A 17,495-nucleotide genomic window follows, 5' to 3' on the forward strand; every position below is an offset into this window, starting at 1 on the left:
GAATGACGAATTTGATTGGAGGGAAGTATTATGGAGAGAACATTTGCTTATCTGAAGCCAAACGCTATTCAGCGAGGCCTCGTAGGAGAGATAATCAGAAGAATCGAGGAAAAAGGTCTTAAGATATTAGCTCTCAAAATGCTTATGATTTCAGAATCTAAAGCTAGAGAACTATACAGGGAGCATGCCGGGAAAGACTTCTACGAACCTTTGCTCGGTTTCATACAATCTGGCCCAGTTGTGGCAATAGTTCTTGAAGGTGAGGATGCCGTTCAGAGATTGAGAATCCTCATCGGAAAGACCGATCCCGTCCAGGCAGACCCGGGAAGTATTCGTGGAAGGTTCGGCGTCTCCGTCAGAAAGAACCTCATCCACGCTTCAGACAGTATTGAAAGTGCAATTCGCGAAACGAATATCTTCTTTGACAAAACTGAGATTCTTGACTATTCTCTGTTGATTGAAGGGCAGCTCTGATGCTAATTGCGCAAATAAAAAAAGGAAAGGAAGGAAAGGTGTTGAATTCTTACCCGTGGATCTTCAAAGATGAAATCCTCTCTCTTGAAGGCTCTGCAGATAGAGTAAGCGAAGTCAATGTCTTCTCTTCTACTTACGAGTTCCTGGGGAAAGGCTTCTTCAACCCTGGTTCAACGAGGTCGATAATGGTTCTAACTAATCATGATGAAGAACTGGGAGAGGCTTTCTTCAGAAAGCTTCTGAATAAATCCTTGCAGAAAAGAGACAGGCTGTTCGATACACCTTACTACAGGCTTATCCATGGCGAGGGGGATAGACTTCCTGGACTTGTAGTTGACAGATACGGCGATTTTTTAGCAGTGCAGTTCAGAAATCTGATCATGCAGGAAAGAAAGCAAATGATCGTCACCCTTCTTTCAGATCTTCTGAGCCCGATGGGAATCTACGAACGCAGCGACTTTGAGATGGGGGTGGACGACAGAATTGAGAGAAACACCGGCCTGCTTTGCGGGAAAGTACCGGACTCAATCGAAATTGAGGAAAACGGCCTAAGATTTCTTGTAGATGTCAAGAACAGCCAGAAGACCGGATTCTTCTTTGACCAAAGAGACTCCAGAGCATTCTGCAGAAAGATTACTAAGGAGCTGTCGCTTCAAAAGGGGCTAGATCTCTTCTCTTTTACGGGCGGCTTTGGACTCAACATGGCATTCTCCGGAGCAGAGGCGATTTGTGTTGACAAGTCGGAAGAAGATCTAGAAAGGGCAAGACTGAACTCCGTAGTGAACAAGGTGGATAACCGGCTGCAGTTAGTCCAGAGCGATGTTCTTGCCTTCCTTAATGAATTTGAAAAGAATGACTATTTTGATATAGTAGTATTGGATCCGCCATCCTTTGTTAAGCATAAGAAAGAGCTTCCGCATGGAATTTCACTTTTCAGAAAGCTAGTAGAGAGCACGCTACCGTTAATGAAGGATGGGGGAATCCTCGGCCTCTGCACTTGCGCCTACAATATTGGGATTGAGCATCTAGTAGAGTCTGTAAGAAGATCAACAGAAAGAAGAGGCTTGAGGTTTTCGCATTTGGCGATCACTCTGCAGTCACCTGATCATCCGTGGCTTTTGGAGGTTCCTGAAAGCCTTTATTTGAAGTGTCTGTGGGGCTTCGTAGAGAAGGAGTGAGTTTTTTGCCCGGCTTCTGGACTCATATCATGTATGGAAAAGATGTTCTGGAAGAAATAGGACTCGATCTTGAAGCCGACAAAAGAGAGGAGTTCAATCTTGGGTGCCTCTTTACTGATCCTGGACAGTATTGCTCAAGAGAAGACCCGGAGTTTTCTCTCTGGAGATTTTCTCATACGCTGAGATGTGATGATTTTGCCGAAGAGGTCTGCAGAAGAGCCGAAGAGATCTCTCGCTTCTACTCTCTCGGGGTGATATGCCATTACTTTCTCGATGCAACCGTTAATCATTATATTGTCGCCCGTGCAGGAAATGGATATAAGTATCGGCAGCTTGAGACAATGATAGACAAAGTAATACTGAAGAACAGAGTAGAGGCAGTTATTCTTGACCTTGATCCGACTGCCGAGTTTTCCAAGTCTCTACCTGAAGCTCTAGAAGATCTTTACAGAGCGATTGCTGAGGAGTACTACGGAGTGAAAGGTTGTTCTATCCAGAAGGCAATAAACTCTATGAACGAGTATTTCGCGGGGATATACGGTCGTTCCAGACTGGGCATCATTCTCAAGAGATTCAGCATCAAGGAAGGCTCTCCGGAAGAGGCTTTTTTCAAAGACACTCATACAGATCCGCTGAATCTGGAAATGAAACCTTGGTTTCACAGTATAGCTGGATGGGAGAGTAAAAAGACCTTTGAAGAACTTTACAGCGATGCCTTCGACAAGGCTGTCCACTTTATGCAGAGTTATCTGGACGGCGTAGGCGAGTTGTCTTTACCCGGGGTCTCTCTCATGACCAATTTACCATTAATGGAGTACTGACTAACAAATTCGAGATGAAGGGAGGAAGATCGCATCCAGACCTGGAATGCGGTGATCATATGAAAGTTCTCGGAATAATCCTGGCAGGTGGACGAGGTGAGTACTTGAGTTCCCTTACGCAAGTTCGTACAAGTGCCGCACTACCGGTTTTCGGAAAGTACAGGTCCATCGATTTCACGCTCAGTAATATGATCAATGCCGGGGTATCGAAGGTTGGCATTATTACTCAATACAGCCCTAGAAGCCTAATGGACCACATAGGTTCCGGTAAAGAATGGGATCTTGACAGGAAACAGGGCGGTCTTTTCATTCTGCAGCCTTACTACTCACCGTATAATCCTTCCATGGGATACAAGGGAACTGCAGATGCTCTGTTCCAGAACATAGACATACTTCGGAGAGGGAACGAAGACTCGGTACTGATTGGTTCTGGAGATCATATTTTCAAGACTGACCTTACCAAGATATTCAGGTATCATCTCGATACGGTGGCCGACATAACCGTCCTAACAGGAAACAAGAATGGTGAATGTGGTATGAAAGGTATGGATAGAGTCATATGCAAGAACGGAAGAGTAATAAAGTGGATAGAGAAGGAAAATGCCTCTGAGAACCCTGATGAGGGAGACTGCGTTGCTCTTGGTGTTTACTTCGTAAACAAGTTCCTCCTGCGAGAACTTCTCTACTCAGCGGTTCCCAACGGCTATAACGAGCTTGTTAAGGGTATTATCTCTCCTAATCTCTCTTCGCTAAATGTTAGAGAGTACAGATACAACGGGTATTGGCGGGATATCAAGCAGAGCAAGAAATGCTATTTCAAGACAAATCTCGATATCCTGGATCCTCAGATCAGACGAGAGTTGTTTTACGAGAACGGTAGAGTATTTACGAAACTAAAGGATCTTCCACCTCCGAAGATCACCGGAACGGCATCTATGAACAACTCAGTCATTGCAGATGGATGCGTAATTGGAGGAAGAATCGAAGATTCAGTCTTGTTCAGAGATACTAGAGTTATGGCAGGGGCAACCGTTAAGAACTCAGTTCTCCTTGAGGGCTGCCTCGTCGAAGAAGGCGCTTACATAGAAAACGTAATTATGGACAAGTACTGCACAGTTAGGCTTGGGAGAAGTTTCGTTGGTGAGAGCGAAGAGCCCACAGTGATCGAAAAACACGGCGTAATATAGGGCGGGTGATTGTATGGCCAAAAAAGTAGTAGCATTGATTCTAGCTGGCGGACAGGGTACAAGACTGGGATTACTAACCGATGAGGTTGCAAAACCGGCGGTGCCTTTTGGAGGCAAGTACAGGATAATCGACTTTGCACTTAGTAACTGCGTGAATTCTGGAATCTACGCAGTTGGTGTGCTTACTCAATACAGGCCTCACATTCTCTCCAGGCATATCGGAATAGGTCGTCCCTGGGATCTTGACAGAAAGGATGGGGGGGTAGTCATTCTCCCGCCGTTCATCGCTCAGGGAGATTCAAACTGGTATAAGGGAACGGCAAATGCCGTATTCCAGAATATTGATTTTGTCGATGATTACGACCCAGAAATTGTTGTAGTCCTTTCTGGCGACCACATCTACTCTATGGATTACAACGAAATGATCGATTATCATCTCTCGAAAGGTGCCACGGGAACAGTAGCATGTATGCGTGTTCCGCTGTCTGAAGCTAATAGATTTGGCATGATGATAACGGATTTTGAAAACAAAATAGTCGACTTTCAGGAGAAGCCTGAACAACCGAAGTCGGATCTTGCCTCTCTTGGGATTTATGTCTTTGACTGGAAGTTCCTTAGAGAAAGGTTAATCGAAGATGAAAAGGATCCCGAGAGTGACAATGATTTCGGGAAGAACATCTTGCCGAAGATCGTACATGATAACGCTGGAAGGCTTTTCGCTTTCGTCTTCGAAGGATACTGGAGAGACGTCGGTACGATCGAATCTCTCTGGGAAGCAAACATAGAGCTAACACGGCCTATTCCGCCACTGAACCTCCACGATCCTTCCTGGAGGTTTTACACCCAAACGGAAGAGTATCTCCCTGCTTACGTCGGAACCAGTTCTCATGTCAGAAATTCCCTGATTAACGAAGGGGCAGAGATTTACGGTCGAGTAGAGAATTCAGTTATCTTCCAAGGCGTGCAGATCGGAGAAGGTTCGGTTGTTAAGAATTCTGTGATTATGACAAACTCCAAAATTGGAAGCAATGTGGTCATAGACAAGGGGATAATTGGAGAGAGAACGACAGTTAGAGATGGGGTGGTTGTTGGTTATGGAGACGAAGTGCCACACGAATCTCAACCACACATATATGATTCGGGTATTGTCGTTGTCGGATCGGACGTAATCATTCCCGAGAATCTTAAGATAGGTAGAAACAGCGCAGTTCTTAATCACGTTAGAGAGGAGGACTTCGAGGGAGATGTGGCAGGCGGCAAGACCATCTCGCCCAGAGAGTAAAGGCAAAGGAGTAGCTTATTTTTCGTTGTTGATAGCTATACTGATAATCTGTACGACAATTGTTACATCGCTTGTTCCCCTAGAGACAATAATGAATGCGAGGCGCCTTGGTTCTTGGTATTTCAGACTGGCTCTCACTGTGAAATCGTTGTATCTTGCAGAGCCGGCCGAAACGGAACTCAACGGTTTCCTGGTTACAAAAAGCTCAAGAACTGTCTCTTCAAACTGTGCAGAAATAGAAATAATCAATTACCATATAAGTGAAGGAGATAGGCACTTCGATTTCGAGTTAATTGGAGAAATCACCGATATTCTATAAGGAGGTAGAAGTATGAAAAAAGTTCTTTTGATTACCCTACTGTTAGTCATGGCCGTATTTGTCATGGCTCAGAGACTTACAATTGTCCATATCAACGACACTCATGGACACATTTGGCCAGAGGGCGAGTTCGGCGGGCTTGCGGCCGTAGCCACTCTGGTCAACCAGGCTAGAGCGGAGAATCCCAACACTCTTTTCTTGCACGCAGGTGACATGAACACCGGTGTTCCAGAGTCGGACCTGCAGGATGCAGCTCCAGACATAGTTGCACTGAATCTTATGAAACTCGATGCGATGGCTATCGGAAATCACGAATTTGACAACGACGCATCGGTACTTGCTAAGCAGATGGACATTGCTAGCTTCCCGTTCCTCAGCGCCAATATCTACAAGGACGGAGAACCGGCCTTCCAGGAATACATTATCAAGGAAGTTGGCGGAATAAAGGTTGCAATAGTAGGATTCACTGCTCAGGAGACTGAAATCCTTGAATACTTGTATGCCAAGGACTACGAATGGATGGATGTCATAGAAGTTGCCAAGGAAATCATACCGGTTCTGGAGGCCCAGGCGGATATAATTATCGCTCTTACACACATGGGAAGCAATCCGGTTCTTGCGGGCCCGAATTCCTGGGAGCTTGCCAAGGCGGTTGACGGAATCGATGTTATTGTTGACGGACACAGCCACACTTTCTATGAAAGACCTGAAATAATCAACGAAACAATTATCGTTTCTGCTGGAGAATGGGCAAAGAATGTGGGCAAGCTCGATCTGGAAATCGTCGACGGAACGGTAATCTTCGTTTCTTTCAGGAATCTTCCTGTCCTGGCAGAAGAGATAAAACCTGACTTCGCAGTGGCAACTGTTCTTGATTACTTCAAGAAGGCCGGAGGAGAAGCTCTTGGCACAGTTGTCGGTGAAACAACGATCAAGCTTGAGGGTGACAGGGGAGTAGTTAGAGCCCAAGACACAAACCTCGGTTACTTGATCTGTGACGCGATGGTGTGGAAGTCCGGAGCGGACCTTGCAATAACCAATTCCGGTGGTATCAGAGCTTCAATTCAGGCTGGTCCGATCACATATCGCGACATTCTTACAGTACTCCCGTTCGGAAATACACTTTACGTTGTTGATGTACCGGGGACAGCCCTCAGGGATCTTCTGGAGTACACGGCAACCAGAGAACCAGGGCAGGGAGCGATGGCTCAGGTAAGCGGAGTAACTTATGTAATAGAGAATGGCGAGGCCAAGGATATTCTTGTGAACGGAGCTCCCATTGATGACAATAAGGTGTACAAAGTTGCTACAAATAACTACCTTGCCTCTGGCGGTGACGGCTATACGGTCCTTGCAGGACTCTCCGGTTACGACACCGGATTCGTGCTGGCAGATGTAGTGGTTGAGTTCGTTGGAGAGATAAGCCCGATAACCGCTTACGCCGATAGCGGAAGGATAACCAGAAAGTAGTTTTAGATTAAGTTAAGACGCAAACATTGTACTATAATAGGAGCGGAGCGATCCGCTCCTTTTGTTTGATAATATCAATCGCTTTTTCCATTTTGAGTCGCAGTCACTTTCATGATATTCGGGATCCCAGAAAGGCAAACATCTATTGATTAAGGTTGAGAGGTGATAACTAAATGAGGTTGCCTACCTTCAGAGGAGGGGTGCACCCGCCAGAGAAAAAAGAACTTTCCCAAGATTCTCAGCTAAGTGTTCTACCGCCTCCTGAAAGGGTTTATGTTTTTCTTGCTAATCACGCCGGAGTCCCAGCAAAGCCTGTTGTAAGTATTGGAGACAGAGTCAGAACCGGCCAGCTAATTGCCGAAGCTGGCGGCTTCATTTCTGCAAATCTCCATTCTCCTCTAACAGGCGAGGTTAAAGAGATTGCCAAGTATTATCATCCCACTCTTGCAAAACCTGACGATGCGATTGTCATAGATAGGACCGGAGAAGATGAGTGGGACCTGCTTCAGCCAGCAAAACCATTCGATCAGTTTTTACCCGAAGAGATCGTGCAAAGGGTTAAGTCTGCAGGTATTGTTGGGCTCGGCGGCGCAATGTTTCCGACCAGCGTCAAACTGTCCCCTCCGAAGGATAAGAAAATCGATCTCCTTGTCATAAACGGCGCGGAGTGTGAACCTTACCTTACCATTGATTACAGGTTCATGCTCGAGCGTTCTGAGGGAGTAGTCAGGGGAATCCTCGCTCTGATGCGTGCACTAAACGTTGAAGATGCTATCGTTGGAATTGAAGACAATAAGCCAAAGGCGATAGAGAAGATGAAAGAGGCGGTCCGGTCGACTTCGATACAGGTGAAGACTCTAAGAACAAAATACCCACAGGGAGCCGAAAAGCAGTTAATATTCGCGCTGACGAAAAGAAAGGTTCCTTCAGGCGGGCTTCCCCTAGATGTAGGGGTTGTAGTCGATAATATTGGAACTGCATTCTCTGTCTATGAGGCAGTCGAACTTGGCCGCCCTCTCGTCGAAAGAGGCGTGACGATTACGGGTGAAGGAATCAAGAAACCCGTAAACGTGGTCTCGAGAATCGGGATAATGGCGGATGAGTTGATCAGATATGCTGGAGGCGCGCAGGAATCGGTGGAAAGAGCCATCTTCGGTGGTCCGATGATGGGAATGACGGTTCCTAAGACTGATGTACCTACGGTCAAAGGCACTTCCGGGATAACCCTGCTTCTCAGGAGCAAACCAACAGAAGAGTTTCCATGCATAAGATGCGGGAAATGCACTTTTGTTTGTCCAATGAACCTCCAACCCTTTCTCCTCAATCTCTACGGCACAAACAGATTGTACGACATTCAAGTGGAGAACGGCCTGCTAGATTGCATTGAGTGCGGTAGCTGTTCCTACGCCTGTCCTGCAAAGATCGATCTAGTCAAGAACTTCAAACTGCATAAGAAGGTCTACAGAAGTTTGAAGGGAGGTGCGAAGAAGTGAAGCTCTCAATGATGGCAGCACCTCATCTAAGATCAGAAGACAACGTTCGTAAGATAATGCTGGACGTTTTGATAGCGCTTTCTCCGGCTGCAGTTTGGGCAGTCGTTTCGTTCGGATTGAAGGCCCTCGCTCTTATCCTTGTGTGTACGTTAGGAGCAGAGGCTCTTGAATTCTTCGTGATGAGATTCGTAAGACAGAAAAAGAGCTTCAGACCCGATCTTAGCGGCTCCGTCACGGGATTGTTGCTTGCACTGAACCTTTCAGTATCTGTTGAGTGGTGGCAGGCACTGATAGGTGTCTTTGTTGCAATAGTAATCGCGAAGGCAGTATTTGGGGGTCTCGGAAAGAACTTCTTCAATCCCGCACTGGTCGGAAGGGTCTTTCTTCTTATCTCGTTCCCCGTTCAGATGACAACATGGTTCAATCCGTTCGATATGCAAACAACTGCAACGCCAATGGCCATATTGAAACAGGGAGCACCAAGAGTCTTCTCTCTGCAAGAGATGTTTCTCGGTACAATCCCCGGCTCGATCGGGGAAGTCAGCGCTTTGCTGCTTCTATTGGGCTTTGGCTGGTTGTTGTTAAGAAAGAGAGTGGCACCGTTTATCCCCATTGCCTACGTCGGAACGGTTGCGATAATGGCCTCGATATTCTATGCGGTGAATCCGGGCTTTGGTTCGCCTCTTTATCACATCTTTGGCGGCGGTCTTATGCTTGGAGCTCTGTTTATGGCAACAGATATGGTGACTAGCCCGATGTCTATCAAAGGGCACATTATCTTCGGAATAGGTTGTGGAGCTGTGACTATGATCATCAGGTTATTCGGAGGTTATCCGGAAGGTGTCTCATTCGCAATTCTGGTGATGAATGCCTTCGTGCCTCTAATAGATATGGGGACCAAGCCCAAGATATTTGGAAAGCCAAAGAAGGTGAAGAGCAATGCGTGAATACTTGAAGACGGGCATTACTCTGATGGTAATTACTATTATCGCCGCACTGGTTCTTTCGGTAGTTTATACTGTCGTTAAGGAGCCCATCGCCAATGCGGAATTAGGCGCAAAACTAAAGGCTATCCGAGAAGTCCTTACAGATGCGGAGACTGGAGAGTTGCTTATAGCAGCAGAAAACATCCCTGAGACTGCCAGCGAACTGGCGGAGTTTGAATGGTTTCCCGCCGGATTCGACTCATCGGAAGGCATAATCTATACGGCAACAAGTTCACAGGGAAAGGTTGAAAGTCCTGCATACAAGTTTGTCAAGGAAGACGGCAGCGAAATATACGTAGCAATAGGAATCGCGGTCGGTTATGGCGGAGATGTTAAGACGATGGCTGCCTTCGTCAGTGGACCAAACGGAGTTAGCCTTAACGCAATAAAAGTTCTCGAGTACTCGCAAGAGACCCCAGGACTTGGAGCCAATATTGCTAACGATGTCGTCCAGCAGAGGTTCTTCCCTATAGCTAGTAAGGGCCTTGACAAGGGCGTAAGGGTTGACAAAGACGCAGGAGTGACTCCCTCAGGAGATCAGATAGAGATTAGAAAGCAAGAAGACGGAATAGTCACAGTAAGTGACGTGATGACTGGAGCGACGATAACTCCAAGGGCCGTCGCATTCTCACTAAATGCTATATCCGAGTTCTTGGAAAAGGCAGGTGTTCGATAATGGCTGAATCTAAGTTCAAAGTCCTCACAAACGGAATCTTCAAGCAGAATCCGATTTTCATTCAGGTTCTGGGAATGTGTCCGACTCTAGCCACTACGACTAGCGCTGAGAATGGTCTTGGCATGGGGCTAGCAACGACTGCCGTTCTAGCAATGTCGAACATTACAATCTCTCTCGTAAGGAAGTTCATTCCGGACAAGATCAGAATCCCTTCGTACATTGTGATAATTGCTTCCTTTGTAACTATGATCGATATGCTGATGCATGGTTTCATCTATGATCTCTGGAAGACTCTGGGATTGTTCATCCCTCTGATTGTGGTGAACTGTATCATTCTCGGTAGAGCAGAGGCCTTTGCTTCAAAGAACGGTGTCTTCAGATCCTTCCTGGATGGGCTCGGAATGGGACTTGGTTTTACCGCCTCTCTGGTCTTGCTGGGCTCAGTAAGAGAGTTTCTCGGTAATGGCTCAATCTTCAACTACCACCTTTCGGATGTGAAGATGTTTGCCATGATACTCCCTCCAGGTGCATTCATTGCTCTGGGAATGCTTGCCGCATTCTTCAACTACCTTGGAATAAGGCGTAGCAAACCTAAGAAGGCAGCAAAATGAGGAGGGTTGACTGATGGCTACCAGATTGGTTTTCATATTTCTTTCAGCAATTCTAATAAACAACTTCGTTCTATCTAGATTTCTAGGAATATGTCCGTTCCTCGGTGTTTCGAAGAAGACAGATACAGCTGTTGGAATGAGCATAGCCGTTACATTTGTAATGATCATGGCTTCAATAATCACATGGCTCTTGAACATCGCGCTTGACGCGCTCGGTATTCCTTTTCTTAGAACAATAGTGTTCATCCTGATTATTGCAACACTGGTGCAGTTTGTAGAAATCTTCCTGAAGAAGGCCAGTCCGTCACTTTATGATGCACTGGGGATATTTCTTCCCCTAATAACTACTAATTGCGCAATTCTCGGTCTGGCGCTTCTGAATGTTCAGCAGAACTATACGCTGCTCGAGACAATAGTTAATGCCGCCGGCGCCGGACTTGGTTTCGCCCTCGCGCTAATTCTTTTCTCAACTATAAGAGAGAGAATGGAGCTCTCCGAAATTCCGGAGCCCTTCAAGGGCACTGCCATTGCATTGATCACAGCCGGTTTGCTCTCGATGGCCTTCATGGGTTTCCAGGGCCTCGTGAAACTGTGAGGCGGTGTGTATGACAGTAGTCTATTCAGTTCTGTTTATGGCCATACTTGGCATAGGAGCAGGTGTCTTTCTAGCTTTCGCCTCTGCGAAGTTTGCGGTCAAGAAAGATCCTAGAATCACACTCATCGAAGCCTCTTTGCCAGGCGTCAACTGTGGCGCTTGTGGTTTCCCCGGTTGTTCGGCCTTTGCAAAAGCTATCGCCGAAGGCAAAGCCCCGCTGGATGGATGTATTCCCGGCAAGCGATCCGGCGTACCTGAAAAACTGAAGCTAATCATGGACACGGATGTCGACAAGCTCACTGCTCTCTTTGAAGAGGCAGAGGAAGATGCGGAAAAGACACTGGAAAAACTGATCGCTGTCTCCGGAAAAGAAGTAAAAGCAGCGCCGCCAAAACCAAAAAGACCGACTCAGGAAGAAATCGATAGTTACAAGGGAAAACTGAAAGAGAATTCTAGAGCTGCTGTGGTCTTTGCGATTCTTCCAAACATAAACTGCGGAATCTGTGGATCACCCGGTTGTGCTGCCTTTGCCATAAAGGTCGCGAACAAGGAAGAGAACGCAGACAAATGCGTCCCGGGCAAAAGACAGAACGTGCCCGAAAAAGTCGAGAAGATTATGGCGCTTTCCCAATCAGAGATTCAAAAGATAATTGAAGATACTTCTGGAGAACCGGCCGAGATAAAAAAGAAGTTTGAGTCATGAAAAAAAGGTTGGCTGTTCTTGGTTCTACCGGATCTATAGGTTCACAGACACTCGAAATAGTAGACAAGATTGAAGAAATCGAAATTGTGGCCATTTCCTGTGGCCACAATTTCGTCTCTTTTTCTAAACAGCTTTCAGAATTTCATCCCAAGTTCGCCGCCACTCTTGAAAAAAAAGAGGATCTAGTCGATTCCTTTCCGGAAACAACCTTTTTCCAAGGCGAAGAGGGGATAGAAACGATGCTCGAAAAGTCCCGCCCGGATTATGTGATGCTTGCGGTCAGCGGAGCGGCCGGACTGAGATTCAGCCTTAAGGCGGCTGAAGTTTGCAGCAGACTATGTCTTGCGAACAAAGAGTCTATCGTTTGTGGAGGTAATCTTCTTCCGGACAGATGTGCCGACAGAGGGGTAGAGCTTATCCCGGTCGACTCAGAGCACAGCGGCCTCTTTCAGCTTCTTGACGGTACTGTTCGCCCTGAGAGAATCTTGATAACCGCATCTGGCGGCGCCCTGAGGGATTGGCCGAAAGAAAAGATTCACCAAGCAAGCCCTGAAGATGTCATGAAACACCCTGTTTGGTCTATGGGAAACAGGATAACCGTTGATAGCGCTTCAATGGTTAACAAGGGACTAGAAGTAATTGAAGCGAAATATCTCTTTGGATTCGAATCGAGTGAAATTGATACTTATATTTGTAGAAACAGTTTTGTTCATGCCGGTGTTGTGTACAATGATGGCGTTATGAAACTTCATGTGGGGCGCCCGGACATGCGAATTCCGATTGCATATTCTCTGACTTATCCAGTGCACCACCATCTTTTCGGAGAAGAGAGGATAGCCGGCATACCAATTGCCCTGGAAGAACTGCAGCAAGAGAGATTTCCCGCTCTGACACTTGCGAGAGAGATTTGTGGAACTGTCAGCAAGCAAATCGCTTATAATGCTGCAGATGAGATAGCAGTCGATGCTTTTATGAAGGGTAGGATGCCTTTTGGGAGCATTTACAATATAATTGAAAGGACGGTTGCCCGAACAGATGATCTAAATCCGGTCGATTACAGTCAAATTATCGAGATTGACGTTCTGGCAAGAAGATTGGCTCAAGAAGAGGTGAATAGATGTTATTAGCAATAGTGTACTTTCTTCTCATTCTAACGGGGATAGTGGTTGTTCATGAACTCGGTCACTACCTGTTCTCGAGGGTTTTTGGAGTGAGAGTTCTAGAATTCGCCATAGGAATGGGTCCAAAGCTCTGGTCAAAAAAAGGAAAAAAGACTACATTCAGGATAAACGCATTTCCAATTGGCGGTTACGTGAGACCTGCCGGAGAAGACCTAGATGCTATAGACTCCTCCGTTCCGGATAACGAGCAGATACAGAACAAGCCGGCCTGGCAGAGATTCATTATCTATTTCGCCGGTCCGGCCTTTTCTTTGCTTCTGGGTTTTCTCATACTCTCTCTGGTAGCAGTAGTTTGGGGCTTTCAGGAAGTCAAGATCGACAAGGTCGAGCTTGGTTCTCCTGCAGCTCTGTCCGGAATGCTTCCCGGAGATAGGATCGCCTCAGTAAATGGTAAGACTCTACTAGACAATACAAGACTTAGTGAAGCCGTTGTGAGGGGCGAGAAAATAGATCTAGTAGTTATTAGGGAAGGCAGAGAAGTCGAAATAACTCTAATCCCAGAAATGCTTCCTCAAGAGGCCTTCATTGTGATCGGCAATGTCTCAGGTGAATTTGGCGATGCTCTCTCTTCAATAAACGGAGCATCGTTCAACGGCGATTACGTTGGATACGGCGGCATACTATCTCCTGAGAGCACTATCAGACTTGGTTTTGCCGACGGTTCGAATCTTTCCGGCACGCTCCTGACTTATTCCCCTGCAGAGGAACGCTACGCAATGGGGATCTACTATGCAAACTTCAAACCGATAGTTGCAACTGATTTCGGCCAGTTCAGGAAGGGAGATGTTCTTGTCTCGGTAAACGGGATGACGACCGAGACAAGTTATGATCTTACAACCATGAGTCAGCTCCTCTCCTTGAAACCAAACGAACTTCTAATTCAGTTCACAGGAAGAGAGACTACCTTCGCTAGATACGGCTTCCCTGAAGAATTTGTCGTTACCCTGGAACGGGATGGACAGGTAGTTGACTTAACGATGACCAAGAACGAAATGATTGCTCTCGTGAGTGAGGTCGGTGCCTTTTCTCAGGGAAGCGACTACTGGTATCCAGATAGCCCGGTTGAGGCCGCAGTTCTCGGGGTTCAGTGGGCAAACGATCTCCTAATAACCATGGTGAAGGTTGTTGGCAGCCTCTTCACTGGAGGAGCGAACATCAACGAATTCACCGGTCCTATTGGACTGGTAACAATAGTTGACCAGGCAGTGAGCCTTGGGACGAGGATAGTTCTTTTCCTCGCGGGCTTCATCTCGCTCAACCTCGGAGTGATAAACATGATTCCCTTCCCCGCGCTGGATGGTGGGAGGATGTTGCTTGCCTTGCTTGAGATAATTACCAGAAAGAGACTGGATCCGAAGATTGAGGGGTTAATCAATGTGATTGGCTTCATGATACTCATGGGGTTCATGATCTATATTACGTTCATCGATATCGGCAGATGGTTATGAGTAGAACCGTAAGAGTTGGGAATGTCTTGGTCGGTGGCGGAAATCCGGTTTCGGTTCAGTCAATGACAAATACCAAGACAATCGACATTCCTGCAACTCTCGAGCAGATCGATAGGCTTACAGATGCCGGGTGTGATCTTGTAAGAGTCTCCGTTCCGGATTTTGAGTCAGCACAGGCCATCAAAGAGATTTGCTCATCAAGCAAAATCCCTGTAATTGCAGATATTCATTTTGATTACAGACTCGCAGTTGAGTCCATAAAGAACGGTGCAGCAAAGGTAAGGATAAATCCGGGAAATATCGGTCAGGAATGGAAGGTCCGGGAGACAGTGAAGGTTGCTAAAGAATTCGGTGTTCCAATAAGAGTTGGCGCAAACTCTGGCTCTCTCGACCGAAGTTTTGGTTCGTACGACAAACCCACCGCTCTTGCAGAGAGCGCTCTTGCGCAAGTAAGAATACTTGAGAGTGCAGGGTTCGAGGACATTGTGATTTCTCTTAAGTCTTCATCGGTATCAGAGACTGTGAGTGCAAATGAATACCTGTTCGAGAAGACCGATTATCCGTTTCACCTTGGAGTTACAGAGGCAGGTTTCGGGCTTGATTCAACCGTAAAGTCTTCTATTGGTATTGGCACACTCTTGCTGAAAGGCATTGGAGACACCATAAGAGTATCGATGTCGGGAGACCCCGTTCAGGAGATCGAAGTAGGCTTGAGCATTCTTCGTTCACTTGGGCTAAGAAAGGGAGTTGACGTGATTTCCTGTCCGACGTGCGCAAGAGCCGAAATAGATGTTGAGTCTCTTGCAAGGAAAGTGAAGAGTTGGGTAGGGAATATCGAGGATGACATTTCTGTAGCCGTTATGGGATGCGTTGTAAACGGAATTGGGGAAGGAAAAGATGCGGACATTGGGATCGCCGGCACTGCATCCGGCGGAGTCATTTTTCTCAAGGGAGAGATAGTCGAGAAGGTGGAGAAGCGGAACCTTGAATCACGATTCCGACATTGGTTTGATGAACTCCTGTCGGGAGGTGATAGATGAAAGTCTCGATAATCGGAGCCGGAATGGTAGGTTCGTCAATTGCGTATGCAACAATGATAAAGGGAATTGCAAGAGAGATAGCGCTTGTTGATGTAAATACAGAACTTGCAGTGGGTCAGGCTATGGACCTGAGTCATGGAAATGTGTATGTGAGACCGGTGAAGATATCCGGTGGAAGTTACAATGTGTCGGCAGATTCCGATGTTGTTGTTATTACCGCCGGAAGGCCACAGAAAGAAGGGGAGAGTCGTCTCCAGCTTTTAAAGAACAACGCAAAAATGGTTGAGAGAGCAGTCGATGAGTACTTTCATTCAGCAAAGAGCCGATTATTTTGGTCGTCTCGAATCCGGTAGACATACTCGCATGAGTTGCCTGGAGGACATCTGGCTTTCACAGGAGCAAAGTCATCGGTTCCGGTACTACCTTGGACACGGCAAGACTAAGACAGAGCATAGCCGACCACTGTGGACTTGACCCAAGAAACGTTCACGCATATGTTATTGGTGAACACGGTGATAGTGAGATCGTTAACTGGACGAATGTCGACATCGCAGGTATTCCGATAAAGGAGTTCTGCGGGAACTGCGAAGACGTTTTGTTTGAAAAACTGTTTGAAGAGACACGAAGCGCTGCTTATCGTGTTATTGAAAAGAAGGGTTCAACATACTACGGAATAGGGCTTGCTGTATCAAAGGTGCTTTCCACTATTCCGAACGATCAACACTCAGTCCTTACAGTCTCATCTGTACACAGGGAATTTGAAGGTATGCAGGATGTGCCTTTCAGCGTTCCCAGTATTCTAGGGAGAAGTGGAGTAGAAAGAATACTGCATGTTGGACTTTCAGAAGAGGAAATTCAGGGACTTTCGAAATCAACAGGCGTTATCACCGATGCAATAGAAAGCCTAAAGGGATAAGGAGGGATTAGCGTGAAGAAAGTACTGCTTATTGCGATTATTGCTCTCAGTGTTTCTCTTATTGCCACGTCAGTCGCTTATGACCCTCAGGGACTTATGTTCCTGAACAGGTCAGGAGCTAGCATCAATGTAAACGTAAGCTTGAACAAGGGTACCGGATCAACTTACTACGGTGGCGAGTCGCTCGGATTGTCTTTCTCCGTTGACAGAAGCGCCTATGTGGCTGTTCTGGATATCGATCAGTCGGGGCAGGTCCAGGTTCTCTTTCCAAATGTCTACGATCAGGACAACTACGTCCAGGGTGGAAGGACCTACACTCTACCGACGGATAAGGCGACCACAAAATACAATCTGCAGGTCGAATCAAACAGAGGAAGAGAGACGATAGTAGTCGTTGCATCGACTTCTCCCCTGAATTTCTTAGGGAATGTGTTTTCTCTGTTCGATAGATATCCATTCCCATATTTGGGTCAGAACGTGAACAATTTGTCGATTGCGATTAACCCTGTCTTCAACACAAGCTGGGGGATAGGTTATACTTACTTCTATAACAGCTATGTGCCTTTCACGGTTAGGACTACAATCAGTGCAGACAGAAAGGATGCAAATGTCTATGTCGATGGAATATTCATGGGAAAATCACCGGTCACGACAACTTTGGAGGCCGGTATGCACTCGGTATACATCTACACAGACAGGAACCTCGTATACGGACCGGCAACAATAAACGTGCAACCTGGTTCAAGCAACTTTCAGTTCTCGCTCTTGCCAAATTACATTTACGGTTATCTGGAAGTTACATCGATCCCCGATGGTCAGGTTTATGTGGATGGACAGTATGCCGGTGACACACCTTACAGAGATTTTGAGAAGGTTGGAAGCCATACGGTAACAGTCTCCAAGTGGGGTTACCACGATTCCAAACAGAATGTCTACATCAACAGAGACATGACGACTTCGGTCGATTTCAGATTAACTGAGAAGACAGAGCAAGAGAAGAAAACGGACAACATCATACTCTTCTCGATAATCGGAGTGCTGATCGCGGGAATTGTAATCGCAATAGTACTTAGCGCAGGCGACTAAGAGTGTCCCGAAAGGGATAATTCTTTCTT

Annotated in this window: 19 protein-coding genes; all 19 read left to right on the forward strand. The window is 46.6% G+C overall.

Features of this window, described 5'->3' with window-relative positions; genetic code table 11:
* Nucleotides 1–30: 30 nt before the first annotated feature.
* Nucleotides 31–474 (forward strand): nucleoside-diphosphate kinase, encoded by a 444-nt coding sequence (gene ndk, locus Q502_RS07095; RefSeq protein WP_099829330.1) that lies wholly within the window; start codon nucleotides 31–33, stop codon nucleotides 472–474.
* The gene (locus Q502_RS07100; protein WP_112109498.1) at nucleotides 474–1,652 is read left to right on the forward strand and encodes a class I SAM-dependent rRNA methyltransferase; all 1,179 of its coding nucleotides are present in this window, start codon (nucleotides 474–476) and stop codon (nucleotides 1,650–1,652) included. Before ndk ends, Q502_RS07100 begins: the two co-directional genes overlap by 1 nt.
* On the forward strand, nucleotides 1,649–2,473 hold the full coding sequence (locus Q502_RS07105) for a zinc dependent phospholipase C family protein (protein WP_258394245.1): 825 nt from the start codon (nucleotides 1,649–1,651) through the stop codon (nucleotides 2,471–2,473). The genes Q502_RS07100 and Q502_RS07105 overlap by 4 nt, the downstream gene beginning before the upstream one ends.
* Before the next feature lie 59 nt (nucleotides 2,474–2,532).
* Nucleotides 2,533–3,660: a glucose-1-phosphate adenylyltransferase subunit GlgD gene (gene glgD, locus Q502_RS07110; RefSeq protein WP_102818945.1), complete on the forward strand. Its 1,128-nt coding sequence runs from the start codon at nucleotides 2,533–2,535 to the stop codon at nucleotides 3,658–3,660.
* Nucleotides 3,661–3,673: 13 nt separating this feature from the next.
* A complete protein-coding gene (locus Q502_RS07115; RefSeq protein WP_102818944.1) occupies nucleotides 3,674–4,942 on the forward strand; it encodes a glucose-1-phosphate adenylyltransferase in 1,269 nt (422 codons plus the stop codon).
* Nucleotides 4,905–5,261: a hypothetical protein gene (locus Q502_RS07120; protein ID WP_099829335.1), complete on the forward strand. Its 357-nt coding sequence runs from the start codon at nucleotides 4,905–4,907 to the stop codon at nucleotides 5,259–5,261. The genes Q502_RS07115 and Q502_RS07120 overlap by 38 nt, the downstream gene beginning before the upstream one ends.
* A gap of 12 nt (nucleotides 5,262–5,273) precedes the next feature.
* Complete coding sequence (locus Q502_RS07125; RefSeq protein WP_112109499.1) at nucleotides 5,274–6,731, forward strand: 5'-nucleotidase C-terminal domain-containing protein; 1,458 nt, start codon at nucleotides 5,274–5,276, stop codon at nucleotides 6,729–6,731.
* A gap of 173 nt (nucleotides 6,732–6,904) precedes the next feature.
* The gene (gene rsxC, locus Q502_RS07130) at nucleotides 6,905–8,224 is read left to right on the forward strand and encodes an electron transport complex subunit RsxC (protein ID WP_102818943.1); all 1,320 of its coding nucleotides are present in this window, start codon (nucleotides 6,905–6,907) and stop codon (nucleotides 8,222–8,224) included.
* Nucleotides 8,221–9,171, forward strand: a complete 951-nt coding sequence (locus tag Q502_RS07135) for an RnfABCDGE type electron transport complex subunit D (protein ID WP_102818942.1) — start codon at nucleotides 8,221–8,223, stop codon at nucleotides 9,169–9,171. The genes rsxC and Q502_RS07135 overlap by 4 nt, the downstream gene beginning before the upstream one ends.
* Nucleotides 9,164–9,886, forward strand: coding sequence for an RnfABCDGE type electron transport complex subunit G (locus Q502_RS07140; protein ID WP_099829339.1), 723 nt, complete (start codon nucleotides 9,164–9,166; stop codon nucleotides 9,884–9,886). The genes Q502_RS07135 and Q502_RS07140 overlap by 8 nt, the downstream gene beginning before the upstream one ends.
* A complete protein-coding gene (gene rsxE, locus Q502_RS07145) occupies nucleotides 9,886–10,497 on the forward strand; it encodes an electron transport complex subunit RsxE (protein WP_165775344.1) in 612 nt (203 codons plus the stop codon). The genes Q502_RS07140 and rsxE overlap by 1 nt, the downstream gene beginning before the upstream one ends.
* A 13-nt stretch (nucleotides 10,498–10,510) precedes the next feature.
* The gene (gene rsxA, locus Q502_RS07150) at nucleotides 10,511–11,092 is read left to right on the forward strand and encodes an electron transport complex subunit RsxA (protein WP_099829341.1); all 582 of its coding nucleotides are present in this window, start codon (nucleotides 10,511–10,513) and stop codon (nucleotides 11,090–11,092) included.
* 10 nt (nucleotides 11,093–11,102) lie between these two features.
* Nucleotides 11,103–11,795: an RnfABCDGE type electron transport complex subunit B gene (locus Q502_RS07155; protein ID WP_099829342.1), complete on the forward strand. Its 693-nt coding sequence runs from the start codon at nucleotides 11,103–11,105 to the stop codon at nucleotides 11,793–11,795.
* Nucleotides 11,792–12,922 (forward strand): 1-deoxy-D-xylulose-5-phosphate reductoisomerase, encoded by a 1,131-nt coding sequence (dxr, locus tag Q502_RS07160; protein WP_102818941.1) that lies wholly within the window; start codon nucleotides 11,792–11,794, stop codon nucleotides 12,920–12,922. Before Q502_RS07155 ends, dxr begins: the two co-directional genes overlap by 4 nt.
* On the forward strand, nucleotides 12,913–14,424 hold the full coding sequence (locus Q502_RS07165) for a site-2 protease family protein (protein ID WP_099829344.1): 1,512 nt from the start codon (nucleotides 12,913–12,915) through the stop codon (nucleotides 14,422–14,424). The genes dxr and Q502_RS07165 overlap by 10 nt, the downstream gene beginning before the upstream one ends.
* On the forward strand, nucleotides 14,421–15,464 hold the full coding sequence (gene ispG / locus Q502_RS07170) for a flavodoxin-dependent (E)-4-hydroxy-3-methylbut-2-enyl-diphosphate synthase (RefSeq protein WP_099829349.1): 1,044 nt from the start codon (nucleotides 14,421–14,423) through the stop codon (nucleotides 15,462–15,464). The genes Q502_RS07165 and ispG overlap by 4 nt, the downstream gene beginning before the upstream one ends.
* Nucleotides 15,461–15,817 (forward strand): lactate/malate family dehydrogenase, encoded by a 357-nt coding sequence (locus tag Q502_RS14640; RefSeq protein WP_243392259.1) that lies wholly within the window; start codon nucleotides 15,461–15,463, stop codon nucleotides 15,815–15,817. The genes ispG and Q502_RS14640 overlap by 4 nt, the downstream gene beginning before the upstream one ends.
* A gap of 71 nt (nucleotides 15,818–15,888) precedes the next feature.
* Nucleotides 15,889–16,380: a hypothetical protein gene (locus Q502_RS14645; RefSeq protein ID WP_243392260.1), complete on the forward strand. Its 492-nt coding sequence runs from the start codon at nucleotides 15,889–15,891 to the stop codon at nucleotides 16,378–16,380.
* Between the two features lie 12 nt (nucleotides 16,381–16,392).
* Entirely contained in the window at nucleotides 16,393–17,466 is a 1,074-nt protein-coding gene (locus Q502_RS07180; protein WP_099829345.1) for a DUF4384 domain-containing protein, read from the forward strand.
* Nucleotides 17,467–17,495: the final 29 nt, after the last annotated feature.

Origin of the sequence: Mesotoga sp. Brook.08.YT.4.2.5.2. (assembly GCF_003351125.1) — a bacterium.
Taxonomy (GTDB): Bacteria; Thermotogota; Thermotogae; order Petrotogales; family Kosmotogaceae; genus Mesotoga.